25 protein-coding genes, 1 tRNA gene, 1 other RNA gene and 1 pseudogene are annotated in these 26,896 nt (G+C 32.3%); 10 read left to right on the top strand and 18 right to left on the bottom strand.

Annotated features, from left to right (window positions below; genetic code table 11):
* Window positions 1-32 precede the first annotated feature (32 nt).
* A complete protein-coding gene (locus AAGD19_RS06385; protein WP_341748506.1) occupies window positions 33-170 on the top strand; it encodes a hypothetical protein in 138 nt (45 codons plus the stop codon).
* A 153-nt stretch (window positions 171-323) separates the two neighbouring features.
* Here AAGD19_RS06385 and AAGD19_RS06380 read toward each other — a convergent pair whose 3' ends face one another.
* Window positions 324-482 (bottom strand): hypothetical protein, encoded by a 159-nt coding sequence (locus AAGD19_RS06380; protein WP_341747619.1) that lies wholly within the window; start codon window positions 480-482, stop codon window positions 324-326.
* Window positions 483-910: 428 nt separating this feature from the next.
* Here AAGD19_RS06380 and AAGD19_RS06375 point away from each other — a divergent pair, with 428 nt between their 5' ends.
* Complete coding sequence (locus AAGD19_RS06375) at window positions 911-1,078, top strand: palindromic element RPE1 domain-containing protein (protein ID WP_341747618.1); 168 nt, start codon at window positions 911-913, stop codon at window positions 1,076-1,078.
* A 111-nt stretch (window positions 1,079-1,189) separates the two neighbouring features.
* On the opposite strand, the gene AAGD19_RS06370 is transcribed toward AAGD19_RS06375, so the two are convergent.
* The 8 genes and pseudogenes from AAGD19_RS06370 to mnmE form a co-directional block, all read right to left on the bottom strand.
* Window positions 1,190-2,953 (bottom strand): ABC transporter ATP-binding protein, encoded by a 1,764-nt coding sequence (locus AAGD19_RS06370; RefSeq protein WP_410520840.1) that lies wholly within the window; start codon window positions 2,951-2,953, stop codon window positions 1,190-1,192.
* Window positions 2,954-2,976: 23 nt separating this feature from the next.
* Window positions 2,977-3,051 (bottom strand) — tRNA-Thr (locus tag AAGD19_RS06365).
* A gap of 201 nt (window positions 3,052-3,252) precedes the next feature.
* Entirely contained in the window at window positions 3,253-3,588 is a 336-nt protein-coding gene (gene rpsP / locus AAGD19_RS06360) for a 30S ribosomal protein S16 (protein ID WP_341747616.1), read from the bottom strand.
* A 14-nt stretch (window positions 3,589-3,602) separates the two neighbouring features.
* Window positions 3,603-3,773, bottom strand: a complete 171-nt coding sequence (gene rpmG, locus AAGD19_RS06355; protein ID WP_341747615.1) for a 50S ribosomal protein L33 — start codon at window positions 3,771-3,773, stop codon at window positions 3,603-3,605.
* 130 nt (window positions 3,774-3,903) lie between these two features.
* Window positions 3,904-4,194: a SemiSWEET family sugar transporter gene (locus tag AAGD19_RS06350; RefSeq protein ID WP_341747614.1), complete on the bottom strand. Its 291-nt coding sequence runs from the start codon at window positions 4,192-4,194 to the stop codon at window positions 3,904-3,906.
* A 281-nt stretch (window positions 4,195-4,475) separates the two neighbouring features.
* Entirely contained in the window at window positions 4,476-4,895 is a 420-nt protein-coding gene (gene dksA / locus AAGD19_RS06345) for an RNA polymerase-binding protein DksA (protein WP_341747613.1), read from the bottom strand.
* Window positions 4,896-4,958: 63 nt separating this feature from the next.
* A pseudogene (locus tag AAGD19_RS06340) lies at window positions 4,959-5,903 on the bottom strand (tyrosine recombinase XerC).
* A 3-nt stretch (window positions 5,904-5,906) separates the two neighbouring features.
* A complete protein-coding gene (mnmE, locus tag AAGD19_RS06335; protein WP_341747612.1) occupies window positions 5,907-7,328 on the bottom strand; it encodes a tRNA uridine-5-carboxymethylaminomethyl(34) synthesis GTPase MnmE in 1,422 nt (473 codons plus the stop codon).
* 323 nt (window positions 7,329-7,651) lie between these two features.
* Between mnmE and AAGD19_RS06330 the strand changes: the two genes are divergently transcribed.
* The 6 genes from AAGD19_RS06330 (at window position 7,652) to AAGD19_RS06305 (ending at window position 17,183) form a co-directional block, all read left to right on the top strand.
* Window positions 7,652-12,475: an NAD-glutamate dehydrogenase gene (locus AAGD19_RS06330; RefSeq protein ID WP_341747611.1), complete on the top strand. Its 4,824-nt coding sequence runs from the start codon at window positions 7,652-7,654 to the stop codon at window positions 12,473-12,475.
* A gap of 6 nt (window positions 12,476-12,481) precedes the next feature.
* A complete protein-coding gene (locus tag AAGD19_RS06325; protein ID WP_341747610.1) occupies window positions 12,482-12,826 on the top strand; it encodes a helix-turn-helix transcriptional regulator in 345 nt (114 codons plus the stop codon).
* 217 nt (window positions 12,827-13,043) lie between these two features.
* Window positions 13,044-13,361: a cell division protein ZapA gene (locus AAGD19_RS06320; RefSeq protein ID WP_341747609.1), complete on the top strand. Its 318-nt coding sequence runs from the start codon at window positions 13,044-13,046 to the stop codon at window positions 13,359-13,361.
* Window positions 13,362-13,403: 42 nt separating this feature from the next.
* A non-coding RNA gene (ssrS, locus tag AAGD19_RS06315) (6S RNA) lies at window positions 13,404-13,562 on the top strand.
* A 15-nt stretch (window positions 13,563-13,577) separates the two neighbouring features.
* Entirely contained in the window at window positions 13,578-15,803 is a 2,226-nt protein-coding gene (locus tag AAGD19_RS06310) for a DNA translocase FtsK (RefSeq protein WP_341747608.1), read from the top strand.
* A 396-nt stretch (window positions 15,804-16,199) separates the two neighbouring features.
* Entirely contained in the window at window positions 16,200-17,183 is a 984-nt protein-coding gene (locus AAGD19_RS06305; RefSeq protein ID WP_341747233.1) for a transposase, read from the top strand.
* Here AAGD19_RS06305 and AAGD19_RS07555 read toward each other — a convergent pair.
* Complete coding sequence (locus AAGD19_RS07555) at window positions 17,163-17,282, bottom strand: winged helix-turn-helix domain-containing protein (RefSeq protein ID WP_410520809.1); 120 nt, start codon at window positions 17,280-17,282, stop codon at window positions 17,163-17,165. The two genes, AAGD19_RS06305 and AAGD19_RS07555, sit on opposite strands and share 21 nt — an antisense overlap.
* Before the next feature lie 212 nt (window positions 17,283-17,494).
* On the opposite strand from AAGD19_RS07555, the gene AAGD19_RS06300 reads away from it, so the two are divergent.
* Entirely contained in the window at window positions 17,495-17,848 is a 354-nt protein-coding gene (locus AAGD19_RS06300; protein WP_341747607.1) for a hypothetical protein, read from the top strand.
* A gap of 344 nt (window positions 17,849-18,192) precedes the next feature.
* On the top strand, window positions 18,193-18,594 hold the full coding sequence (locus AAGD19_RS06295) for an ATP-binding protein (protein WP_341747606.1): 402 nt from the start codon (window positions 18,193-18,195) through the stop codon (window positions 18,592-18,594).
* Window positions 18,595-19,100: 506 nt separating this feature from the next.
* Here AAGD19_RS06295 and AAGD19_RS06290 read toward each other — a convergent pair.
* From AAGD19_RS06290 to AAGD19_RS06255, 8 genes are all read right to left on the bottom strand, one after another.
* Window positions 19,101-19,649 (bottom strand): hypothetical protein, encoded by a 549-nt coding sequence (locus tag AAGD19_RS06290; protein WP_341747605.1) that lies wholly within the window; start codon window positions 19,647-19,649, stop codon window positions 19,101-19,103.
* Between the two features lie 213 nt (window positions 19,650-19,862).
* Complete coding sequence (locus AAGD19_RS06285; protein WP_341747604.1) at window positions 19,863-21,713, bottom strand: AAA family ATPase; 1,851 nt, start codon at window positions 21,711-21,713, stop codon at window positions 19,863-19,865.
* Window positions 21,714-21,795: 82 nt separating this feature from the next.
* Entirely contained in the window at window positions 21,796-22,047 is a 252-nt protein-coding gene (locus AAGD19_RS06280) for a hypothetical protein (RefSeq protein ID WP_341747603.1), read from the bottom strand.
* A 218-nt stretch (window positions 22,048-22,265) separates the two neighbouring features.
* Window positions 22,266-23,420, bottom strand: a complete 1,155-nt coding sequence (locus AAGD19_RS06275) for an ankyrin repeat domain-containing protein (RefSeq protein ID WP_341748488.1) — start codon at window positions 23,418-23,420, stop codon at window positions 22,266-22,268.
* Window positions 23,421-23,471: 51 nt separating this feature from the next.
* Window positions 23,472-24,563 (bottom strand): ankyrin repeat domain-containing protein, encoded by a 1,092-nt coding sequence (locus AAGD19_RS06270; protein WP_341747602.1) that lies wholly within the window; start codon window positions 24,561-24,563, stop codon window positions 23,472-23,474.
* 3 nt (window positions 24,564-24,566) lie between these two features.
* Window positions 24,567-25,550, bottom strand: a complete 984-nt coding sequence (locus AAGD19_RS06265; protein ID WP_341747601.1) for a transposase — start codon at window positions 25,548-25,550, stop codon at window positions 24,567-24,569.
* A 28-nt stretch (window positions 25,551-25,578) separates the two neighbouring features.
* Window positions 25,579-26,046, bottom strand: a complete 468-nt coding sequence (locus AAGD19_RS06260; RefSeq protein WP_341747600.1) for a hypothetical protein — start codon at window positions 26,044-26,046, stop codon at window positions 25,579-25,581.
* A 212-nt stretch (window positions 26,047-26,258) separates the two neighbouring features.
* Entirely contained in the window at window positions 26,259-26,402 is a 144-nt protein-coding gene (locus AAGD19_RS06255) for a hypothetical protein (protein WP_341747599.1), read from the bottom strand.
* Window positions 26,403-26,896: the final 494 nt, after the last annotated feature.

The following is a 26,896-nucleotide window of genomic DNA, read 5'->3' as shown; positions in this document are numbered from 1 at the left end:
CAAGACAAGATATTGAATATTTGAAAACCTATATGACAACCAAGAATACACCAATAGAATCGCAGCCTATTATCTCAAAGCTATCCCATAATCAAATAAATAAAATTGATTGCCTGATCAAAAATTTTTATGACTTATCGTTGACTATCCAGCGAATTATTTCTAGATAAAAATTAATAATTCTTACATAGAATTGCACTTAAATAGGAACATTCTGTACGAATTGCCAAAGAAAAGCCTTGAAAAGACTGAATACGATTAATAATCATATTACAAAAAAGCTGGCATAGAAAAACTCCACACCAGCTTTAGAAAACAGGGATTTATTTTTTCACTTCTTCTTTCTTCGGGTCTTTCTTGTTCATGTTGTTTTCATCCACGTTCACTTCGTCTTGCTGCGGATCTTTTTTCTCAGGAGTCGCTGCAGCAAAAGCAGAAATAGAGAAAGCTAAAGTTAGAAGAATAGTTAATAAATTTTTCATAATAAACCTCATTTTTTTGTATTGGTGATTCTAGCTTAAACTGTATAATATTCAAGTCAAAATAGGTAGAATTACCCTTTATTATAAAAATATATTATTAATGTAATAACTCTGTGTCATTTTGGTTAACATATTTATTTTAAACCTCAATTTCTGATTAATGAAATTAATCCAAAATTGGAATAAGAATGTAAACAATCAGGCTTAAAGCGGTTTTGCGAATGCATTTTAAACCTTGCTAAAGCTAAAAACATGATTTTAAAAAATTAAAATCATGTTTTTAGCAAAATGGATTGCCACGCTCACGTATGTTCCCTCGCTAATAGACATATACGTCTATAAAACGTCTATTACGAGGAGAGCGTAGGTCGACGAAGCAATTGTAAGTTAAAAGTATGATATAATAGATATTAAAGTCAATATAAATAATGATTTATATTAGACCTCTTTCGAAACTCGCTTGTGCTGAGGGATTTGAAGGAGACGCTTCACCTCGAACCGCAGCGTACTCTAATTCCGTTACGGATTCGAGTGCCGCATCGACGTACAAATCACCAGCAGAAGTAGAGTTTCAAAAGAAGTCTATTGACTTATAAGGGGGTATTACAGCAATAGTCATCTATAATTTCACCGAATTTGGGATAAGAATTGACAAATTCTTATCCCGAATTTGCGTAATGACAATTGTGAAGGACTATTATACTTACTTAAACTTGCACACTTGGTAAGTTTATTGACTGTTCTTTGCAAATTATTTTATAAATTTCACATTTCTCAAGCAGTTTAGCGTGAGTATCCCTTGCAATTAACCGTCCATGATCAATTACCAAAATTTCGTTAGCCTGCTCTATACTTGAAATACGATGAGCGATAGATAATATAGTTTTGTCTTTCATTATTTTTTGTAATCTATCTAGTAATTTTTGTTCACTCTCGCTATCTAAAGCACTCATTGCTTCATCTAGAAGTAAAATTTCTGGGTTATATAGAATTGCCCTACTAATAGCTATTCGTTGTTTCTGTCCTCCAGATAATTTAATGCCCTTCTCACCAATTTCGGTATCTAGTCCTTCTTGAAGATTTTGAACAAAATCCATTATTCCGGTATAATTAGCTGCTTTTATTATTTCTTCTTCACTAGCATCTGGTTTAGCAAAAACAATATTTGACCTAATCGTACCAGAGAAAATACTTGAATCCTGTGGGACATAGGCAATCATACGCCTTATCTGCTGGTCATTAGTCTCTGATATATCTTGCTTGGCAATTCTAATAATTCCTTTTTTAGGAAAATAAAATTTTAACATTAACTGCATCATGGTACTTTTACCAGCACCTGATCTGCCAACTATACCAATAAATTTACCTCTATCTATTTTAAATGACAGATCATCTATAACTAAACTATCTAATCTTGATGGATATATAAAGCTTACATTTTCAAACTCTATAATCCTAGAAGTCTTATTATCTTGATAATCACATATTTGGATATTGGTGTGTTGATTATTTTTGGAAGAATAATCTATAAGAGCAAAAACCCTTTCTGAAGCTATAAGAGATGAATGTACCTCACTTAGAAGCTCAAAAATACCCCCGCTGCTCATACCGGCGATTATAGCGTAATAAATAAATGATATCATCTGACCTGATGATAAATCGCCATGTACTATATCTCTGCTACCTACCCATATAACTATAGTGATAGAGAATAGTATAACTGAAATAGCTATCGCGAAAAATATAGAACGGATTTTTAAGCGATCTGCCGTATACTTTAAATAATCAGAAATTTTCCTATTGAAATCAGCTATCTTATTTGCCTGCTGATTAAAAGCTTGTATCGTGCAAATATTTGATACAGTTTCTTCTAAATTAGCTGCAATATTGGCTTGCGACTTGAGAGCATTTTTTGATAAATTTCTTACATATTTACCAAATTTCATTAGTGGTAACAATAATAATGGTATAATGGTAATGACAATCACAGCAAGTTTAGGGCTCTGAAAGAACATCAATATAATTCCACCAATTAGCATTATTGAGTTACGAACAAAGAAAGAGAGAAAATTGATAATCAACTTGGAGATAAGTTCTATATCTATAGTCAGGCGGGAGATGATATCACCAATTTTTAGCTCTTCAAAACAAGCAATATCAAAATTAATTATATTACTGTAAGCTTCTTGCCTAATTGTACTCACAATTTTTTCAGCAATATTATTAATGAAATAAGAACGGAAAAAACTACCTATACTAAAAATTACTATTAAAATAGTAATATATAATATCGATTGATCAATTGACAGCAGATAATGTGTTTTTAGACCATTATCAATTAACTGTCTAAAACTACTACCTATTGCTAGCAACGAAATTGACACACATAATAAGGCCAACATAACAATTGCTATATCTAATTTATAGAGCTTTAAGTAACTAATAAATCTATAAGGAATTGTCTTATGTATTGTAAACATAATTATTAAATAGCTGGTGCCGGATGTCGGATTTGAACTGACGACCTACCGCTTACAAGGCGGTTGCTCTACCACTGAGCTAATCCGGCAAATAAGAAAAAGCTCTAAAGTCAAGCACCTATTAAGGTTGTTGTCATCTTCGCGAAAGCTGAAACCCAAAAAATAGCCTACAAAGGTTATTAGATATTATGGATTCCCGCCTACACGAAAATGACATCGATTTGGGTGTTTTAGATTCCTGCCGCAACTCGAATGACATCCCCCTCACGGGGAACATATTTTTATCCACCTTAAGCTTTTTTTGACTCTTTCTTAGGAGGTTTTATTTTACGATTCTTAATTTTAACTTCCATTTTCTTTTTGATTGATGCCGGAAGTAATATACCGGCTTCTTCAATAAACCTAGCAACACGATCTGTAGGCTGAGCACCCGTACTTAACCAATATTCTATACGATCAGATTTTAGAACCACACGATTTGCATCACCTCTGACAAGCATTGGGTCATAAGTACCTACTTTCTCCAGAAAATCACCATCCCTAGGAGCTGTTGCATTAGCTACAACTACTCTATAATGAGGACGCTTCTTTGCCCCACCTCTTGCCAAACGAATTTTTGTTGCCATATACCTCTATTTCACTATTTAATCTTTTCTTCTTTAAAAGGAACATGCTTCCTGACTACAGGATCATACTTCTTAAATGATAACTTCTCAGTTTGAGTTTTAGGGTTGCGTTTCTTTACCAAAAAATACCCTGTACCAGCTGTACTAACAAGTCTTACCAAAACATTCTTATTTTTTTTAGCCACAACTATCAGACCTTTTTGTATTATTTATAAAATAAACTGCTGGTCATAATAAAGTAAGCTGGAAAATAGTCAAGAGTAAAATAACGGTTGTTCAACTGTTTATCGTCCTTAATTTATCCCAAGACCGAGTTCAAGAAGCATAAAGCAATATACCAATCACCACCATTATCATTCCTACTAATCCAACTATTTGAGCAACAATGATTGTAATGTTATGGTGGATTATACCATAAATTAACCAACTCAAAGTAACAATAATTATCACAAGAAAACCATCAAGAGATAAATCATCTGTACTCTTAGTAGTAAAAATTTTATAGACCTGAGTATAAAACAAATATTGTCCCATTGTACCAGCAAGTATCATATACCTATCAAAAAAAATAATTAGTTTATTTTTTGTTTTCTCTGTATATGCCATATATGCACCTATTTAACTATTAGAACCTAAATAACCTCAGTTTTGGATTAAAATTTTTAATTTTAATCCAAAACTAGCTAAAATATCAGAAAAATGCATTCTTGAAACGCTTCTACGAATGCATTTTAATCTATTATCGCTAATAATCTTATTTTTATTGGTATAAAAATAAGATTATTAGCAAATGAAATATTTAACAATCAGGCGTCAAACCGCTTTAAGCCTGATTGTTTACATTCTCATTCCAATTTCGGATTAATGAAATTAATCCGAAATTGAGGTTAAATATCTATATGCTGTTTCTCATAACTCTCATGTCGCTCTTGTGCTTCAATACACAAAGTTGCAACTGGTCTTGCCTCTAAACGTTTTAAGCCAATTGGCTCTCCAGTTTCTTCACAATAACCATATTCATTTTTTTCTATCCTTACCAAAGCTTCTTCGATTTTATCAAGAAGCTTACGATACCTATCTCTTGTCCTAAGTTCAATTGCTGTATCCGTTTCAATTGACGCACGATCATTTAAATCCGGCTCATTCCAATTTTCTTCCTTGAGATGGGTTAAGGTTTCTCGTGATTCCTCTAGTAAAGAACTTTTCCACTCAAGGAGTTTTTGTCTAAAATATTCTAACTGTTGAGGATTCATATATTCTTCATCATTGGAAGGTTTATACCCTTTTAGTAAAATAATTTTAGACATACAGGCTTCTCATATTCAAACATGGGATAATATAACCTATAATTAAAAAGCATGGCAAGAAGATTATAATACTTCCCCTTTAGATTTTGATATTGGGTGAGCATTATTATAAATATTTTCCAAATGTTTTAGACTAATTTTAGTATAACGCTGGGTAGTTGACAAACTTTTATGCCCAAGTAATTCCTGAATAGACCTTAACTCTGCTCCATTCTCAAGCAAGTGCGTGGCAAAACTATGTCTAAAGGAATGAGCTGATAAATGTTCTGATAATCCATAGAAGCGACGTAATTTTATCAGTTCACGATTAAATACTGGAGCTTATAATTTTTTACCCATTTTACCTCGAAATATCGGATCTTTTTCATCTATACTATAAGGTAATTTACTTAAATATTGTTCTATTAAATTTCTAGCAACTGGTGTCCATGGTATTATCCGTTCTTTTTTACCCTTCCCTGTTATTTTTATAAAATCTAAGTTTTGTAAATGAGATGTAGTCATAGATAATGCTTCGGATATTCTAAGCCCAGCAGCATAAATAAGCACTAAAAGGGCTTTATTTCTTAACTCCACCCATTCTAAATCAGCGAAATCATCAATATGTTCAATGGATAATTGAGCATCTGACTGCGATAAAGATTTCGGTAATATTTTAGCTTTCCTAGGATTTTTGACGGAGAAAATTGCATGGCAAGTGATATTAGCAGTCTTCTCTAGATATTTATAAAAATTCTTTATAGCAGACAAACTTCTAGAGTTAGAAGCTGTTAGGTAATTATCTTGTTGCCTTTTAGAAAGCCAGCTCCGTACTAATCTTATGTCAACTTGCCTTATAGAACTAATGGTTATGATTTCAGAATTATAGTGAGTCATAAAATTCAGAAAATGTTCTAAATCATTCTTATAAGAAATTATGGTATGTTCTGAACAATTTTTTTGTAATTTCAGATATTTTTGCCATTTATCTATTAGCTCTAATACTTCTTGTGTTTTTTTCTGAATCATTGATCATTTACCTATACAAAAATTACTAAATATCTCTCCTAAAATTTCTTCAACACTAATCTTACCAGTAACATTACTTAAACTTCTGATAGCCATTCTAACATCTTCTGTGGCTAGCACTAAGTCATTTTCAATATTAAAATTTTCTAAATATTCCAACGCTTTTTCTATACAGGTTCGTTGACGTTGTCTAGTAATATGCGGCGATCCGGTTAAACCTGCTATATTATGAGCAATATTTTCGATTTCCTTTAATAAAATATCCAGTCCTATTTTTTCTTTTATAGAGATTTTTAAATAATTTTTGTTTAATGGCAGCAACCTATCTTCCATGATGTCATTCCCGCGTAGGCGAGAATCTATATCCCGCACTGAAGCAGGATGACAATGCCCCAAACTTTTATCCAAAAGATCAATTTTATTGACCAGCATTATGCTATTATCATCTATTAAATCTATAATATCAGCCATCTCCTCAAAATATGAGGGTGAGTTGCTTAACTTTATAGCATCAAGCATAATTATTTTGATATCAGCCATTTTTGCTGACTCAATTGCACGTTTGATACCTTCTAGCTCTATTAGATCATTACTAGACCTTATACCAGCCGTGTCTTGTAATATAATTGGGTATCCTCCTATATCTAGATGCCCCTCAATTATATCACGAGTTGTACCTTCAATGTTTGATACAATAGCAACGTCTCTTTGCATCAAAAAATTAAGTAAGCTAGATTTACCAACATTAGGAGTTCCTAAAATAGTCAATTTAATACCGGTTCGAAGCAGTTCCCCCCGTCTATTATCGTTAAGGTGTTTTATTATAGCATATTTAAGTTCACCACTAAGAGTCATAACTCTATTTAATATTTCTTGTGGAATATCTTCATCGGGGAAATCAATATAAGATTCTAGGAAACCGATGATGGTCAGTAAAGTTTGTCTCCACCCATTGTAAAGTTCTTCAAGTCCTCCGCCAACTTGTTTAACCGCCTGCCTATGTTGCCAAACAGTTTCTGCTTCAATTAAATCAGCAATACCTTCTGCTGCAGTTAAATCAAATTTGCCATTTAAAAACGCCCTACGGGTAAACTCTCCAGGCTCTGCCATTCTTAAACCATCGATGGTTAACAATGTTTCAGTTAGCATGGCAGCAATTGCTATACTGCCATGTGTATATATTTCTACTACATCTTCTCCAGTAAAGCTAGCTGGAGCTTGGAAGTATACTACCACCGCATCATCAATTAATTCTTGATTCTTAGGATTTATGAGTTTTTTACAGTACATAATTCTTGGAACAAACTCTATATTATTATTCTTAAGCAAATGTTTTAAGGCAAATAGGCTTTTAGGTCCAGAGATACGAAAGACTGCAACACCAGCTTTTCCTAGTTTAGAGCTTTGAGCGAAAATAGTTTCCACAATAGTAGTGATCCTCTTGCTTAAGTAATTTATTTAATTATAATCAATAGCAAGTAGACAAGAATTAAACAACTTAAATTCTACACAAAGATGTCATTTCCGCTTTGACAGGGGACTATATTACTTAATGTCATTCGAGCTGCAGCGGGAATCTATATCCCTGCCTACGCAGGGATGACATTAAGGGAAGTAGGAATGATTGCATGAACTTTGTCCATATATGACATCGAGTATACTGTGATATTATTCCTAATTTAAGCTATTTAAATACTTGTTGCCTACTTGGTAATCTATTGAAACAATTATAAAGTTTGGTAACAGCTATGACAACAGAAAAGACATCTTTAGCTTTGAGTAAGCTTACTTGTCAAGTTCCTAATTATAAATCAGAAATTTTATCACTGAGTACAGTAAAAAATGGGAATCCATTTTATAGCACCCCTCTTTATAGTAAGTTTGTACAGAAATTTCTAGCTTATATCCCTGTAGACTATAGATTTAGAGATAGACTAGAATTATTTGATGAGTTTACAAATAAGGCCTTTCAGTTCTTTCAAGAAAAACAGCCTGATAAAAGAAAGTTGCAGATTGTCAGTACAGTAATTGAAAATGATCCTGCAATTAATATTTTGCTACTGAATGATAACAAATCATTTATAGTTGATTCGATCATTTGTTTATTAACAAGTCTAAATTTAAAAGCTAAATTTTTACTTCATCCTATTATAGCTTGTGTAAGGAACAATGATGGTAACTTACAAGAAATATTAGATATAAAGAAAGATAGAGAGGAATCTTTAGTCCATATCACTATTCTAGGAAGTTTTGATCAAAAAGATATTAGCTCTTTGAAAATGACTTTAAATGAAGTTCTAGATCAGGTAGATACTACTTATAATGTATGGTCTAAAATCTTAAACAGAGTGACGTTAATTTCAAACGATATCCAAAATAATCAGCAATTATATAATGAGAATCATTTAGATTATCATGAATCTATAAATTTCTTAGATTGGTTAAAAGATGATAATTTTACTTTTCTAGGTATGATTAACTTTGATCTAACTTCTAAAAATTTTTCATTGGAAGATGGTATTAAAAAGATATGGCAAAATAGTGGTGAAGTGCTTGATATTATAGAACGTTCAGCAAATTCATTACATGAAAATAAACTAATTATTTTAGGTAAAATTAATATCTTATCAAAAGTACATAGAAGTAACTTAGTAGATTATATTTTAATTAAGAAAATTGATCAGGAAAAAAAATATCATTCAGGTAGTATAATTTTTGGCTTATATAGCTCTGCAATGTATTATCAATTAGTTACTGATATTCCCATACTGAGACAAAAACTAAAATTTGTTGTAGATAAAGCCGCTTTCCCGATTGGTGGATATAATACCAAGAAACTTAAAAATATAATTCAATCTCTGCCTAAAGAAGCTTTGATACAAATTGATGAAGGTGATCTATACTGTATGTGCTTACACGTATTCTCAGGGATAACGAGTAAAAAACTTAAATTATTTATTCAGCAAGATTGGTCTGGTTCGTTTATTAATGTCATAATATTTTTACCAAGAGATCGTTTGACACTAGAAGTACATAGTAGCATAAATTATTATTTATCAAATATACTTAGTGGTCTAATACTTTTAGATTATACTGCAGAAGTGGTAGAAAATTTTTCATATTTATTTGTTACGTTGGAGCTACAGGATAAAAAGAATATTGATTTTGATGTTGAACTAATAGAGCAAGAATTAGATAAGCTCTCCACTCGTTGGAGTGAAGATTTTTACCAAAAGTTATGTAAAGAATTTGGTGAATACCAAGGGGGAGTAAATTTTAAGCTTTTTGACCCAATTTTTCCTATCGACTATAGAGAAAAATTTAATGGACAAACAGCTTTAATAGATATTGACTATTTAAAGGAAGCTAGTATTTATCGCAAACCGATATTTAATTTAATTGCTATAAATAATAAAGAGTTCCAGCTAAAAATTTATAGCCCAACACCTAAATTAGCTCTTTCAGACTTATTACCATCTATAGAAAATTTGGGATTCAAAGCTATAGATGAACAAAGCTTTACCATAAAAGGAGCAGGAGATATTGAAGAAAGTTGGATATATGAGTTCACTCTCGAAACATTGATAACTATTGAAAGCAATATTGATTTACTTAAAGCAAACGTAGAAGAGGCTCTAGATAAGATATATCTTGGACTTTTGGCTAATGATTCTTTAAGCAAATTAATAGTGTTATCGGGCTTTAATTGGTGGCAAGTTAAGTTGGTTAAAGCATTAACTAGATATTTACATCAAACCGGCTTTGTCTATGGCAAGGGCTACGTTCAGTTGACCTTAATAAAGCATTTTTTATATACTAAAATGTTGGTTGATTTGTTTGATACTAAATTTAATCCCGCAAATTGCTCAGATGAACGTTTAAAAACTATAAAAGATAGTATCTTTAACTATCTTAATACAATTACTAGCAGTAGTGAGGACAAGGTTTTAAGACAGATGTTTGATATTATTGAAGCTATTGTAAGAACTAACTGTTATCAGCCTAGCTCTAATGACTTAAAAAATTCAGCTAACAAGCATAGTACAGTCAGTAAAAATTATTTTTCTTTTAAATTTGACTCGCAAAAAGTTCCTCACTTGCCTTTGCCAGTACCATTTGCCGAAATATTTGTTTACGATAATGATTTTGAAGCTATCCATTTACGAGGGGGCGTCGTCGCTCGCGGAGGTATTAGATGGTCTGATAGATGTGAGGATTATAGAGTAGAAGTATTAGGACTAATGAAAGCCCAAATGACCAAAAATTCAGTTATTGTACCTGTTGGCTCAAAAGGTGGATTTTTCGTTAATTTCACTGATGATAATATGACTCGCCAAGAATATATGGCAAGAGTGGTGCAGTGTTATAAAAATTTTCTCCGTGGATTACTTGATATTACTGACAATATAATTGATGGTAAAGTTATTCAGCCAAAAAATACTATTATCTACGACCAAGAAGATCCATATCTCGTGGTTGCAGCCGATAAAGGTACGGCAACGTTCTCGGATTATGCAAATAGTGTGTCGGCTGAATATAATTTTTGGTTAGGCGACGCTTTTGCTTCCGGTGGATCAGTAGGTTATGATCATAAGAAAATGGCTATTACCTCAAAAGGAGCTTGGATTTCTGTAGCAAGCCATTTCCATGCTATGGGTATTGATGTACAAAAAGACCCTATTACTGTTGTTGGTATTGGCGATATGTCTGGGGATGTTTTTGGTAATGGCATGCTTAGGTCTAATACCATAAAACTTGTTGCGGCATTTAATCATAAACATATATTTATTGACCCACAACCTGATCCAATTATTAGTTTCAATGAACGTATGCGACTATTCAAGTTACCTACATCAAATTGGTCTGACTATAATCAACAATTAATTTCAAAAGGTGGCGGAGTTTTTGAGAGAAGCAGTAAGTCTATATCATTATCCCTAGAAGCCAAGTTATTGCTAAAGATAAACATTAACGAATCATCTCCTGAACATCTGATTAGAGCTATCCTACAAGCAGAAGTTGATTTGCTTTGGAATGGCGGTATAGGAACCTATATAAAAGCTTCAACGGAAAATCACCTAGAGATAGGCGATAAGGCAAATGATAATCTTAGAGTCAATGGTAAAGATATCAGAGCTAAAGTAATAGGAGAAGGAGGAAATATTGGCGTATCACAACAAGGTAGAATAGAATATAGCAAGCTAGGCGGGAGAATAAATACTGATTTCATTGATAATTCAGCTGGTGTTGACTGTTCGGATCATGAGGTAAATATCAAAATTGCTCTTAATCAGGCTATGTCCTCTAATAAGATTAGTTTAGAAGAACGTAATAAGTTCTTATTTACTATGACAAAACACGTCGAGGAACTGGTTTTAGTTGATAACTATAAACAAACTCAGGCACTTGATATAATGCAATTATCTAGTACTTCAACTATCGGAGTATTTAGCCAATTTATTGATACTTTAGAAGAAGAAAAATTAATTAATAGAACTGTTGAGTTCTTACCAACTCAGGAAGAACTCAGTAAAAGGGCAGTTAATAAGGAAAATATGACCCTCCCCGAGCTTTGTGTATTACTTTCTTATAGTAAACGCTCAGTCTATCATGATTTAATAACAGCAACATTTTCAAAAGATAAGTATTTTGAATCTTATCTGATTAATTATTTTCCAAAACTAATGCAAGAAAAATTCCGTGAGGAAATTTTAGCTCATCCGCTTAAGCATGAAATTATTCGAACCGTTGTAACAAATAAAATTGTCAATCAATTAGGCGGACCATCACTTAATCTTATAAAACGTGAAACTCAGGCTGCTCTTTGTGATATAGTTCGTTCGTATACTATTATCTGTGAAATTTTTGATTTAGATAATTTATGGGCTATAGTAGAATCTCTAGCAAGTAATATAGATCATAAAGTTAAAATTGACATGTTCACTGAGCTTGCTAAAATTATGCGTAGAGGTATCTCTTGGTTTCTAAAGCATATAAAACATCCTATCAATATTAGCAATACCATTGATGAATTTTATGAACCAGCTAGAATGCTTAGTAAAGTGGTTGGTAATCTTCTTTTAGGAGAAGCAAAAAACAAATTCGATAATAAAGTTAAGCAATATACTTTATCAGGAGTGACAGATGAAATAGCTCACAGGATTGCAACTCTTGACAGCCTAGTGTCTGTCTTTGATATAATATATATTGCAAAAAAGACAAAAGCTAAAAATAATGATGTTGCTAATTTATATTTCACTACTGGTAATAAATTTAGTATTGATTGGCTTCGTAAATCTTGTGATAAACAACTAAATGATTCCTACTGGAATAGATTATCAATTCAATCATTAAAAGATGACTTATATGATAAACAAAGACAATTATTGGCTAAAATAATTAACAACTCTAAATTAAATATTGATTTAGAGTTATGGATTGATAATAATATAGATGCCGCATGTATTTTTTTAGATTTTGTAAAAGGAATTAGATTGCAAGAAACTATTGACTTAAATATTTTAATTTTAGCAAACAAAAAATTTGAAACTTTTTTGCGTAAGCTTGAGTAATGCGTTATGTCGTCATCCCTAAAACAAGCGAGAATAGAATCTGGTAAAACTCTTGAAGAAATATCTAGCTATTTGAAGATTAGGAAGCAATATTTGGTAGCTCTTGAAGAGGAGGATTTTAGTTCGATGCCAGCGGAAGTTTATGTAAAAGGTTATCTTAAATTATACTCAAACTATTTAGGGATAGATGTAAATCTCAGTGAAAAAGACAATCAGGAATCTTCAAAAGATATTGACCTCAGAAATAGGTCATATCCAATGATATTGGACTATAAATGGAAAAAACAACTAATTATTATTTCTGTTTTAATATTAATAATAATTCCAATAATTTATCACTTAATATTATAATCTGAATGAAAATAACTAATGATTTATTACTTAAGTTAATGCAAGAAGTGGATCAAGGTCTTGAAGGTCTCTTATCAAATATCGCTAGACAGCATGAAGAAATCAATAAACTGTAGGATGAAAATAAACAGCTCAGGGATAATTATACAAAAATACTTGAGCAAATAGCCATATATATTGCTGAACTTGAAGCAATAAAACATAAAAATACATAAAGATGTCTATAGTAACAATAACACTTGGTAGCAAAACTTTCCAACTTGCATGTAGTGAAGGATCAAGAGAAGAATTATGCAATCTTGCAGCCAAATTAAATGAAAATATTGCTCAGATAAAAAAAGTTAACCCATCAGCATCATTTGAACTATTATTAGTTATGTCTGCATTGAGTTTACAGGAGCAAGTACAACACTTGACTAACAAAATTGCTAAAATTGATGGTGCTAATATACCTCCCGAAGAAGAAAAATTTGCAGAAACGTTAAGTACTATAGCAGGATATTTAGAAGACCTTGCGAGAAAGATTGGAAAGTGATATTATATAATCCCGTGTATGAAACATCAATGTTTGAAATGTAATGGGCTGCTTGGTTCGTGAGCTTAACGTATTGCCCCGGAACTATAATTTTTATTATTAGGAAACCGTCCCTGTCTGAATCTATTATACAGATATATGGATTCCACCTTACATACAGGTTCTTTGAGGATCTTAGGCAACGACCGAAGTGGTTCATTTTTTTAGGCAACTTTTGTGCTATATTACATAAACAGGATTTTTACTAATAATAGAGTGCAGTCTGCTTTATTAATGCTGGTGGGCTGTTCTACTGCTCTATTACTAGTGACTTATAATCCAAATGATCCTTCCTTTAATTCTGTCACAGACAAATATCCTAGCAATTTATTAGGTCATTTCGGTGCTTATTTGGCAGATATTTTTTACCAGTTTTTTGGTATAGCGTCCTTTATTTTACCAATTTGTTGTATTTTTTGGTCTCTGAGTGTATGGCATTTAAAGAAGAAATGGGCTACCGTCAGGATAATTGTGATGCTGCTGTCAATTATATCATTATCGATAGTCTGCACTAATATAAAAATTAATTATTTACCGGCAGGTGCAGGTGGGACAACAGGTACTATTATTTATCCAATAATCAAGCAATTGGACGCTAGAGCCGATTACGTTTTAATTATTACTACATTTATTTTATTATTTTTATTGACTGAAATAAAATTTTCAGTTTTTGGGATCGCTATAATTAAATTATTCAAACTAATACCTTATAAAAAATTTATACTTTTACCTACAATATCGACAAATACCAAGTCAACGAAACAAGTTTTGATAAAAAAGATACCTTTTATTAATCAAGAAGAAGCAACGTATGCTCATAAAATAGATGCATTACAAGAAAAAAATAATGACATACACTCCCATTTTTCAAAACAACAATCTCCATTCAAAAAAGAAAATGGCGAATTACCATACTTGCCCCCTATCGAATTATTAAAACAAGCTGACAACCAAAATATCAAAGTAGAAACTTCATCAGAACTACAACATAATGCCCAAGCATTATTAACTGTTCTAGGTGATTTTGGGGTTAAAGGTCAGGTAATTAATATTAGCCAAGGTCCAGTGGTAACGTTATATGAATTTGAACCAGCTGCTGGTACTAAATCTTCTAGGATTATAGGCTTATCAGACGATATTGCTAGGTCTTTATCTGCGATATCAACTAGAATAGCTGTAATACCAGGTAGAAACGTTTTAGGTATTGAATTACCCAATAAACAACGAGCTTTCTTTTGTCTAAGAGAATTAATTGAAACACCGGAATATCAAGATAGCAGTATTATGCTACCATTGATTCTAGGAAAGGATCTCGCTGGCAAACCTTTTGTTGCCGATTTAGCAAAAATGCCACATCTGTTAGTTGCTGGTACGACAGGCTCCGGTAAATCAGTGGCAATTAATGCTATGATAATTTCCCTACTTTACCGCTATACCCCGGAGGAATGCCGTTTAATAATGATCGATCCCAAAATGCTTGAATTATCTACCTATGATGGCATACCACATCTTCTAACTCCAGTGGTTACTGAGCCAAGCAAAGCAGTGGTAGCCCTTAAATGGGCGGTGAAAGAGATGGAAAATCGTTATAGGGCAATGTCAAATATTGGGGTAAGAAATATAGCAGGTTATAATGCTAAAATTTCAGAAGCTACATCGGCAGGTAAGATATTAGAGCGTACTATTCAAACAGGATTTGATCCAGAAACTGGTAATCCTATCTATGAAACGATTGAAATGAATATGGAAAAGTTACCATTCATTGTAGTAATTGTTGATGAAATGGCTGATTTAATGTTGGTAGCTGGCAAAGATATTGAATTGTCAATACAGCGTCTAGCTCAAATGGCAAGAGCAGCAGGTATTCATATTATCATGGCAACCCAAAGACCTTCTGTTGATGTTATTACTGGGGTAATCAAAGCTAATTTCCCAAGTCGTATCAGTTTTAAAGTAACCTCTAAGATTGATAGTAGAACTATTCTTGGTGAACAAGGGTCTGAGCAATTACTAGGTATGGGAGATATGCTTTATATGGGTAATTCTTCAAAGATTACTAGGGTGCATGGTCCATTTGTTGATGATAAAGAAGTAGAGAAGGTTACCCAATATTTAAGATCCACGGGAATGCCTGAATATATTTCAGCAGTGACCCAACAACTAGATGATGATGAAGTAAATGGCGAAAGTCCAGGAGATGATTCAAGCAGTGATGAAACTTTATATAAAAGAGCAGTACAAATCGTACAATTAGAACGAAAAGTATCAATTAGCTATATACAAAGATGTTTACGAATTGGCTATAATAGAGCGGCTACTCTTGTTGAAAAAATGGAACAAAATGGGGTAATATCTCCTCCTAACCATACTGGTAAGAGAGAAATATTATTGCCAGAAAATTAAGTTCTTATATATAACGCGAATTTGGGATAAGAATTGACAAATTCTTATCCCAAATTCGGTGAAATTATCGAAACCATCAGGTTTGAAGCGGCTGCCCACCTGATTGTTAAAATATAATACCCCAACTGAGGTTTTTATATCATTTATCCTTCCAAAACGAGACTCATCTTGAAACATCACTTGTAATTCAAGTCCCTGTGATTTAGATTGTGTATTTGCGGCGGTAACCACTGAGCTGAAGTTTTTTTAAAAGTTTCCATCTCATCTTTATTTTGTCAAAACTTACGCTATGAGAAAAAAAATGGTACATTATGTTGAGTATAATTTACAAATGCCAAGAGGATAAAATTGCAAGCAATACCAGTTAATAGGACAGATTACTGTCAATTTCTAATAGTGAGTCAAAAGAATTATAGTTTGACCTACTATGCTGAACATGCCAAAAAATGTAGCCATGATGTTATTAATAGATTTTTAAAAAATGAAAAATATACACCTTCTTTGTTATGGGAACATATTAAGGATGATGTTATTTTATCGCCTAACGGATATACAATATTTGATGATACGGTGTTAAATAAAAGAAATACCAAGAAAATAGAAATTGCTAGATCACAGTACAGTGGGGCTACAGGTGGTATTACTACTGGTATAGGAGTAGTAAGTTTGGTATATTATAATCCGGATATTAATAAGTTTTGGGTAATAGATTACCGAATTTTTTCGCCCGAACATGATGGAGCGACAAAAGTAGAACACCTATTAAATATGTTAAATAATGCTGTGTATAGCAAAAAGATTCCTTTTCAAACTGTGCTTTTTGACACATGGTATGCTACGCATAAAATTATGCAACATGTTGATTCCTTGGGTAAATATTATTATGCTCCTATTAAAGCAAATAGAAACGTTACTAAAACTTCCTCTTCTAAGCCTTATAAAGCTGTTAGCAAGTTAACGTTTTCAGATGAGGAAATTAAGAGCGGAGTGGAGATTCATATAAAGGGCTTTGCAAAAGATAAGCATGTTAATTTGTTTAAACTTACTGTTTCTACCAACAGAGTTGATTATATTGTTACCAATAACAAAACTCAAAAATCTTCTAAAGCCGTACAAGATGAGTGTGGCTTTCGTTGGGTAATTGAGAGCATGCATAGAGAAATCAAGCAACTTACCGGTATAGAACGATGCCAATGCAGAAAACAACGCATCCAGCGTAATCACATTAGTTGTGCATTTTTAGTGTGGGCTTTTCTAAAAAGAACTGCACACAAAATAGGTAAGACGGTTTATCAAATAAAGTTAGGGCTTTTAGATCATTATATGCAACAGCAGTTACGTTCACCCTCTTTACGCTATTTAGAACCTTACATAGCGTAAGTTTTGTTGTTTTGGATGATGGGGACGAGGGAAAACTTTACGCCAACAATGACGATGTAAAATTTTGTAGATTGCTGATTTAGTTACTTTCTTTTGCAAAACTTCTTCATATTTTTTCTATATTTCTCTGACTACTACAATTTCCCCTTGTGATGCTCTATGATTAAAAGATTCCTGTAAATTGTAATCAGGTTTTGCCCCCTTTAGAGCAAAGATTGTAACGAAAAATGACCCCTCTAAAAAAGTAACAATATCTCTAGAAAATTAATATTTTAAATATTTTTTTAAGGAGTTTTTAGGGAGTGTTTATCGTGGAATCAATTGCAAAAATACGCAAAATGTATCATGTTGATGGCAAAGCAATTAAAGCAATTGCCAAAGGGCTTAATATATCAAAAAATACCGTTAAGAAAGTTATACGCAGTGATGCAACCAAATTTGAATTAGCCAAATATACTAAAGCTAAGCCAGTTTTGGGTGGATATCTTGCGATGTTAAATCAACTATTAGCAGAGAATATCAAAGAACCAGTTAGACGTAGGATGACTGGTAAGAAGCTATACGAACAGTTGAAGATATCAGGTTATCAGGGTAGTTATGAATCTGTAAATCTAATCGTTAGGAGTTTTCGGAGAACCCATGAAGCAAAAGGTAAGCAAGTGTAAATTGTAATCAGGTTTTGCCCCCCTATTGTAATGAACTATTGCCCCCCTAACCACATTAAAAATTAGTTAATTTAACCCGAGTTGCCAATTAATTATACTGGCAAAAGCTATATTTAACGCTGGTTTCATGTGAGGCTCGATACTAAAACATTTTTAATACAAACATATTTCTAAAAAATATAGTTTTTATTAAGTGTTTTAATGTTACAAATTAACTTCAAATGTTCATAAAACCTAGCTCTGCTCTTATAAATTAATTGGCAACTCGGGTTAATTTAGGCACTTTTTAATTTAAATTCTAATCGAATCTAAATTAAAATTTAGATAATATTGATATACAAAAAGTGATTGATAATCATCAGAATATCATGCTCATAGGTGGTTCTGCAAAAACTCATCTAGCAATTGGCTTAGCGTTCACTGCAATTGAAAGAAATTACAGGGTAAGATTTTATACTTTAAATGAATTAGCTAGCCAATTGCTTAATGCTAAAACGCATAATTATGAAAGCAAATTCATCGATTCAGTTAAGAGATTACATCTGATTGTAGTAGATGAATTAGGTTATGTACTAATAAAAGTGGATGCTAGATTCCTGTTATTTGAGGTATTTGCTAAATTATATGAGCAGTCTTCGCTTATTATCACTAGCCATTTGAGATTTGAAGAATGGGGTGATATATTTGGTAATGCTAAAGCAACAAAAGTAATGTTCGATAGATTGACACATCATAGAAACTGGTAATAAAAGTTTTAGAGGAGGAAAAGATGTAAATTAGCAAAAAGTATAATTGAAAATCACTAATTGAGTGTAACTAAATATTATCTAAATTTTAATTTAGATTCGATTAGAATTTAAATTAAAAAGTGCCTAAATTAACTAATTTTTAATGTAGTTAGGGGGGCAATAGTTCATTACAATAGGGGGGCAAAACCTGATTACAATTTACACTTTAGCCTGTTTGGCAATATCACTGAGCCACCTAGGCAATTTCCCACTAGCTTCTTGCTCAGACCCGCTACCTCCCTGAATAGCCATCTGTTGAATCAGAATCTGAATCGTAATCTGACTCGTCATCAGTTGGAGTTGCCTCAGAAGAATTGCAGTCTGTGGAATTGCAGGGTAACGTTTCATTTACTGAGTTTACCGTTACCTCAAGTGGTAAATTAACGCTTTGCTCCGTAGTTGAATCAATATCTGACACAGTTTGTCCACAGACTTGTCCACAATTTTCTTGATTTTTTCCATATCTAGATATTATAGATATATATAGATGCGTTTTTTTGAAAATTTTTTTCAGGTTGACCGGAAATTTTTTGCTGGTTAGGTAGAATATTTTGCCATAAGCTGTAATTTATTTCAGGTCGCTTTGAAGATTTTTGTTGGTTAGAGTCGTCACTAGTTTTACAGAAACTGACAAAATTTTTAAGAAGTTTGATACATTGAATATGAGGACATCTCATATTATGTATAATCAGAGTGGTTGAATAAAAATCAATCAAACCACTGTCTTTCAGTTCTAACAGACATTGTTTTACCCGTTTTTGACCAACTCCTAGCTCTTGTTGGAAGAAAAGAAAGCCTTCCCGTAATTCTTCTACTGGTCTATCCCTCTTGTTATCAAATTGTAGACGAGAAACTATCAAAGACAAAAGTTGACGAGAAGTTGTACTTAATCGTTTACCACGATCGTTGATAAGATTCCGCCACTCAGGTGGGATGAAATTACCGACTATGTTATAAAAGATAATATCTTGATTTTCAACTATAGAGCGAGAAAAAGTTAACGATTCTGTCATATTTCCTCCACTTGTAATAGGGTTAAAAATAGATTTTTTTGTAGGTCAAATTTCAGGAAATTTGTCTGAGAAGTTACATATAAATTACATATGAAATTTTTAGTAAAGTCAGAAAATCTAGACGGCTGATAGGGATTGGCGGGGCGTAGTGGACAATTTCAGAACCACAACAGACATAAAATTACTGGTTATTCAAGCCATTACACTCTATTATTAGGGTTCATCAACTTGGTATTGTAACTCCATATTCTTACCGCAAAAAGCCATAGAAAGTTTAATGATTTTTTTGACATGAGAATATTCTTTTATCTTAGTGTCATATTGCTTATCTATAATCTGTTTTAATCCCATTTGGGCTACCAAGGCTAAATCTTCTGTATTTTTAGCTATCTTATACTCAATAATAATTGCTTTATCTCCTTTACCAGCTTTTGGGATCATGATCACATCAGCTCTGCCACTTCCTGACTCCTGTTCACTTGCTATTATGTAACTAGGTGCTAACATATTAATTAAACCAAGCATAAAGCCGCTATAAAATAATTCTGCCTTTTTCTCTCCTGTTTGATGAAAACTAGTAGAATTTAGCAACAATTCTTGTAAACGCTCTTTAAATTCCTCTACTTTACCTGTTGGCAATAAACTAATAAACGAATAATATCTAGAGCTATCAATTTTTAATTGATCAGTAACCCATTGCAGCACTCTTGTTTCATAGATATATTTTAGTTCATAATTAGGGATAGATAGCTCATAGATATTTTTTTCTGATATTTTGGCAGTAGGATTTAAATAACCGCTGAACAGTAATAAACTGAGCAATCCTACTGGTTTATTGATATCAGCAAAACTTATTTGTTTGGTAATAGGTGAGATAATACTTTTTCCAGCAGCTAAGCTCTGTAAATCTTCTTGCATTTCGTCTGACAATAATGCTTTATCAACAAGACCTGTGCCTCCACTATCTAGCCAATAATAATCAAGCTTACCTTTGTGTGCTAAACATTGCATTAGTGACCACGGATTGTAAATGACCTCTCCACCAAATGTATAACCATTATACCAATCCTTAATTTGTTCAGTATTAGTGTCGAGCGGTACTTTTGTAAGCAAATCATCTACCTCTGCTTGAGTGAAGCCATAGAACTTAGAGAAATCATCATCAAGTAAAGTATATTCAGTAACATTATTCAAGTCTGAGAACAAGTTAGCTTTAGCAACCCGTAATATGCCAGTAATTACTCCTTTCTCTAAGTAGGGATTCGTTTTTAAGCTGCTACCAAATATTCCTCTAAATAACTTAAGAATCTGCTCAAATTCTTTTGTTTTATGGCCAAATTCTAAATACGCATTATTAATTGGTGTATCATATTCATCTATTAATATGTATACTTTTTGTTTAAAATGTTTATACAATATTTGACTTAAAAACTTCAGGCTATTTTTTAAATAGCTTATATTAATATCACCACTTAGATAATTTTTTAACTTTACTTTTTGCGGAATACTGAAAAATTTATTATCTTCTTGAATATATTGTTCTAAATAATTAAATCTTTCGTATAATTCTATTAATTGATCTATAATGCTACTAACAATTTCCTTATAATTACTCCCCTTCACTTCTTTAAAATTTATATATATTACTGGAAATTGACCTTGACGCTTTATTATATTTTTATGAATGGATATTTTTAAAGGCTGTAACTCTTTGGTTTCATCAAAGTCCAAATCTACTATGCCTCCAGTAAAGAGTTTATGATTTACTCTCTTTTCTTGAGCTAAAGGCTTACCTATCTCATCTACTTCAATTTCAAAGAATTTCCGGAGCATATCCATATTAATACTCTTCCCCCAACGTCTTGGCCGGGTGATTAGAATTACTTCTCCACTATCTTCTAGTAATTCTTTGATCATTAAGCTTTTATCAACAAATACATCACTATTTAACAATAATGTTTTAAAATCATCAGTACCTACCCTCATTCTAGGTGGATTACTATTATCCTTAACAGGATCAGTATCTTTAAATTGTGTATTAGTATCCGAAAGTTTAACTATCATACTAGTTGATTATATTTGAAAATTACCATAAAGCCTTATATCTAACAAATTGTAGCACAAATAAGCTAGCATCACTAGTAATTTAAGCAAATACAGAATTACATCTAGTGACTATACCGCCTAATTTATCCATAATAAACGTCATATTGTACTCATTTAAAAAAAATATTGGATAAGGATTAAGATATTTTTCTAAAGTAGGATGCTTGATCCACCCCATTTTTACAGGCACGTCAAATAAACGCCTAGGTGCAAACCTTTTATCAAAATGCCGCAAGCCCGATACTATAACTTTATCAGACAAAACATCAGTAGAGAGTTCCGATAAAAACACTACTCCAATGTTTGGAATGCGGATGCATTCCAAATAACTTTTAAATATTGGTATGAGAATCATTATATATTTTTATTAAATTATAAAAACAAGGTCATCATAACATGATTATAACTTGCACTAAGTGTTTTATAAAAAAATAATTGTAGTAAAAATTAGCATCCATGAACTAAGATTGTTATCTTGTTCAAAAATATTATGAAGAAAGCAACCTAATATTAAATGCTAAAATCAGTTAAACCTATAATAGTTGCTTCAAACTCACTAAGTTGTGGCAAGTTCTCCGGATGTTCAAGGCAGGCTAGAGCTTCAGGGAAATTATCTTTTGCTAAATCAATGGCACTTTTACCTTCTTTATTTTTGATAGTAGCAGAAGCTGAACGCTCTAGTAGATATTTTACTGCTGTTAGCCTCTTATCTACTTCAGCCGTGTTTTCTGCATTAACTAAAAAATGTAAAGGTGTATTACCATCATTGTTAACTTCATTTATTGAGACTCCATGATCAAGTAATAATTTTATAGCTTTTACATCAGCTAAATTACTTGCTCGATGGATAGGTTGGTCTCCGAAGATTGTTTTTGCATGAATATTAGCATTATGTTCCAGTAAAAATTTGGTAATCGCAAGTTTATAAGCTTGATGCCAATAACCCAAGGAATAATATAATGGTGATGCTCCATCTAGATTCGTCTTATTAATATCTGCCTTACATTCTTCTACTAAAACCTTTATTACTGGTAGATGGTTGTTGACTATTGCTGTTTGTAAAGCAGTAGTCCCATCCCTCTGCCTTGCAATATTAACATCAGCACCAAGTTCTGCCAACCACTTGACTGTTTCAATATGTCCCTGTTGTGATGCTAACCACAAAGCAGTATATTGCCCAGCATCAGCTGTTTTTAAGTTTATGTCAGGATTTTTTAGGAAAAGTAATTGCATTATGTCTAAGAAGCCTTGATAACTAAGCCCGTGCCATAGATACCAACCCTCTTCACTCGGGATATTAACATCAGCTCCTCTAGCTAATAATTCTTTTACCACCGCTATCTGCTTTTTCTGCATCGCTACATACATAGGTGATGTACCATCCGTCGCTCGAATAATATTTAAGTCAGCTCCTAGATCTGCTAGCATTTTAACTATCTCTAACTTACCATCTTGAGATGCCAGCCATAAAGCAGTAACCTTATTTTCATCAGTAGTTCTAGCATTTATATCGCCATACTTAACTAATAAGTTAATTAGTTCTAATGAATTGTTATTAACAGCCAAATGTAATGGATGGCTACCATCTTTGGCTGAAACATTAACATCAGCTCCTCTAGCTAATAATTCTTCTACCACTGCTATTCGTTTTTGATGTGTAGCGATGTATAATGGAGAGGCTCCAGTATCTGCTCTAATAATATTTAGGTCAGCTCCTCAATCTGCTAGAGCTTTTACTATATCTAACCTACCATCTTGAGATGCTAACCACAAAGCGGTAATCTTAGTATCATTACTAGACCTAATATTTATGTCACCATACTTAACTAACAATTTTACTAACTCCAACGAATTAATATTAACAGCTAAATGTAATGGATAGATATCATTGTTTGGAATATTAACATCAGCTCCTCTGGCTAATAATTCTTCTACCACTGCTATTCGTTTTTGATGTGTAGCGATGTATAATGGAGAGGCTCCAGTATCTGCTCGAATAATATTTAAGTCAGCTCCTAAATCCGCTAGAGCTTTTACTATATCTAACCTACCATCTTGAGATGCTAACCACAAAGCGGTAATCTTAGTATCATTACTAGACCTAATATTTATGTCACCATACTTAACTAATAACTTTATTAACTCTAATGAATTAATTCCGACAGCCACATGTAATATATGGATACCATCATTGTTTGGAATATTAACATCAGCCCCTTTATTTAATAGGAATTCTACTATAGGTTTTTTATTATTATGAACCGCACAATATAAAGGTGTTCCACCACCACTATTTCTGCTATTAATATCAACACCCTTGTTTAAAATTAATTGTAAAATACTAGTATCTTCTAGAAGGGCAGCATAATGTAAAGCTGTCTGATCATTGAAATCTTTTATGCTAAAATCCAACCAAAATTGACTGACAAAGCAAGAAGCCAAATAGTTAAATTTATGAGTACAAGCCATAAAAAATGGTGTAAGTCCCTCATCGTTCTGTGCATTAATATCAGCTCCTCTGTCGGTTAGGAATTTGGTTATTCTTAAGGTTTTTTCTTGATTTACAGTGTAACCATCAGATAACCTAATACCACCAAGTCCAGCTAGGGTAAGATCTTCATCAACTACTACCAATTTTTGTCCACCTATATATACTTGATTTGCATCCCGTAACTCATTATTTAATTCACTAGAAAACATTATCTCTCTTGTGTTAGCAACTAAAAGGTGTAAGGCAGTGTTACCACTAAAACCTATAGCCTTATAATTAATATCAGTGGTTTTCTCAGCAATTTTTTTATATATCAAAACTTACGCTATGTAAGGTTCTAAATAGCGTAAAGAGGGTGAACGTAACTGCTGTTGCATATAATGATCTAAAAGCCCTAACTTTATTTGATAAACCGTCTTACCTATTTTGTGTGCAGTTCTTTTTAGAAAAGCCCACACTAAAAATGCACAACTAATGTGATTACGCTGGATGCGTTGTTTTCTGCATTGGCATCGTTCTATACCGGTAAGTTGCTTGATTTCTCTATGCATGCTCTCAATTACCCAACGAAAGCCACACTCATCTTGTACGGCTTTAGAAGATTTTTGAGTTTTGTTATTGGTAACAATATAATCAACTCTGTTGGTAGAAACAGTAAGTTTAAACAAATTAACATGCTTATCTTTTGCAAAGCCCTTTATATGAATCTCCACTCCGCTCTTAATTTCCTCATCTGAAAACGTTAACTTGCTAACAGCTTTATAAGGCTTAGAAGAGGAAGTTTTAGTAACGTTTCTATTTGCTTTAATAGGAGCATAATAATATTTACCCAAGGAATCAACATGTTGCATAATTTTATGCGTAGCATACCATGTGTCAAAAAGCACAGTTTGAAAAGGAATCTTTTTGCTATACACAGCATTATTTAACATATTTAATAGGTGTTCTACTTTTGTCGCTCCATCATGTTCGGGCGAAAAAATTCGGTAATCTATTACCCAAAACTTATTAATATCCGGATTATAATATACCAAACTTACTACTCCTATACCAGTAGTAATACCACCTGTAGCCCCACTGTACTGTGATCTAGCAACTTCTATTTTCTTGGTATTTCTTTTATTTAACACCGTATCATCAAATATTGTATATCCGTTAGGCGATAAAATAACATCATCCTTAATATGTTCCCATAACAAAGAAGGTGTATATTTTTCATTTTTTAAAAATCTATTAATAACATCATGGCTACATTTTTTGGCATGTTCAGCATAGTAGGTCAAACTATAATTCTTTTGACTCACTATTAGAAATTGACAGTAATCTGTCCTATTAACTGGTATTGCTTGCAATTTTATCCTCTTGGCATTTGTAAATTATACTCAACATAATGTACCATTTTTTTTTCTCATAGCGTAAGTTTTGCATATTTAATAGGTGTTCTACTTTTGTCGCTCCATCATGTTCGGGCGAAAAAATTCGGTAATCTATTACCCAAAACTTATTAATATCCGGATTATAATATACCAAACTTACTACTCCTATACCAGTAGTAATACCACCTGTAGCCCCACTGTACTGTGATCTAGCAATTTCTATTTTCTTGGTATTTCTTTTATTTAACACCGTATCATCAAATATTGTATATCCGTTAGGCGATAAAATAACATCATCCTTAATATGTTCCCATAACAAAGAAGGTGTATATTTTTCATTTTTTAAAAATCTATTAATAACATCATGGCTACATTTTTTGGCATGTTCAGCATAGTAGGTCAAACTATAATTCTTTTGACTCACTATTAGAAATTGACAGTAATCTGTCCTATTAACTGGTATTGCTTGCAATTTTATCCTCTTGGCATTTGTAAATTATACTCAACATAATGTACCATTTTTTTTCTCATAGCGTAAGTTTTGATAGGTAAGACGGTTTATCAAATAAAGTTAGGGCTTTTAGATCATTATATGCAACAGCAGTTACGTTCACCCTCTTTACGCTATTTAGAACCTTACATAGCGTAAGTTTTGACTATAGTTTCAGACAAATCCACCATTCTTTTTTCGTTTAAAGGAAAACTGTCATATTTAATAATAACTTTTTTGTTAGTAAAACTTATTTCCATTATTTTAGGAATTTCACTCTGCCTATCCATAAATTCCATTAAATTAAAAATAAGGCTAAAAATTAACTGATAAAAAACTTCGGTCGTACAATTAATATTAATTGTGTCTATATTAGCTTGTACCTTTAAGGCTATTGTAATGAAATAAGGAGAAAAATATTCTTCTAAATACTTTAGTTAAATTTACTATATCTATTTTTTCAGGAGATGTATCGTATAAGCACATTGGAAATAAATAGTTACTTGGGGATATATTCTGAATTATTTTCTTATCACTTATACCCATTTCTTGCTTGATATACATCTCGGTTGCTTTTTTTTATAAAGAGCTTCTTTAGTTTTTGATTAATTTTTTTGTTGCTCAACAATGTACTATTAATCTTTTTTTCTTCGTATAAATCACGCTCTAATATATAAAGTCTCTCTTCCCTTCTTTTTTTTATTCTGAGGTAAACATACAAAAACAATGAGCAAATTAAAAAAGTCAAAACTACAGTTATAAAAGTATATTGGTACACTTTATT

Origin of the sequence: Candidatus Tisiphia endosymbiont of Dascillus cervinus (assembly GCF_964026405.1) — a bacterium.
In the GTDB taxonomy this organism is placed as follows: Bacteria; Pseudomonadota; Alphaproteobacteria; order Rickettsiales; family Rickettsiaceae; genus Tisiphia.
This window is presented reverse-complemented; position numbering and strand designations above follow the sequence as displayed.

Bases quoted from the DNA above. Each gene is read 5' to 3' on its own strand.
- AAGD19_RS06380 (WP_341747619.1), bottom strand. From the start codon at position 482: ATGAAAAATTTATTAACTATTCTTCTAACTTTAGCTTTCTCTATTTCT.
- AAGD19_RS06325 (WP_341747610.1), top strand. From the start codon at position 12,482: ATGTCGTCATCCCTAAAACAAGCGAGAATAGAATCTGGTAAAACTCTT.
- AAGD19_RS06330 (WP_341747611.1), top strand. From the start codon at position 7,652: ATGACAACAGAAAAGACATCTTTAGCTTTGAGTAAGCTTACTTGTCAA.
- AAGD19_RS06285 (WP_341747604.1), bottom strand. From the start codon at position 21,713: ATGATAGTTAAACTTTCGGATACTAATACACAATTTAAAGATACTGAT.
- AAGD19_RS06290 (WP_341747605.1), bottom strand. From the start codon at position 19,649: ATGACAGAATCGTTAACTTTTTCTCGCTCTATAGTTGAAAATCAAGAT.
- AAGD19_RS06255 (WP_341747599.1), bottom strand. From the start codon at position 26,402: ATGGATAGGCAGAGTGAAATTCCTAAAATAATGGAAATAAGTTTTACT.
- dksA (WP_341747613.1), bottom strand. From the start codon at position 4,895: ATGTCTAAAATTATTTTACTAAAAGGGTATAAACCTTCCAATGATGAA.
- AAGD19_RS06385 (WP_341748506.1), top strand. From the start codon at position 33: ATGACAACCAAGAATACACCAATAGAATCGCAGCCTATTATCTCAAAG.
- AAGD19_RS06320 (WP_341747609.1), top strand. From the start codon at position 13,044: ATGTCTATAGTAACAATAACACTTGGTAGCAAAACTTTCCAACTTGCA.
- AAGD19_RS06375 (WP_341747618.1), top strand. From the start codon at position 911: ATGATTTATATTAGACCTCTTTCGAAACTCGCTTGTGCTGAGGGATTT.
- rpsP (WP_341747616.1), bottom strand. From the start codon at position 3,588: ATGGCAACAAAAATTCGTTTGGCAAGAGGTGGGGCAAAGAAGCGTCCT.
- AAGD19_RS06350 (WP_341747614.1), bottom strand. From the start codon at position 4,194: ATGGCATATACAGAGAAAACAAAAAATAAACTAATTATTTTTTTTGAT.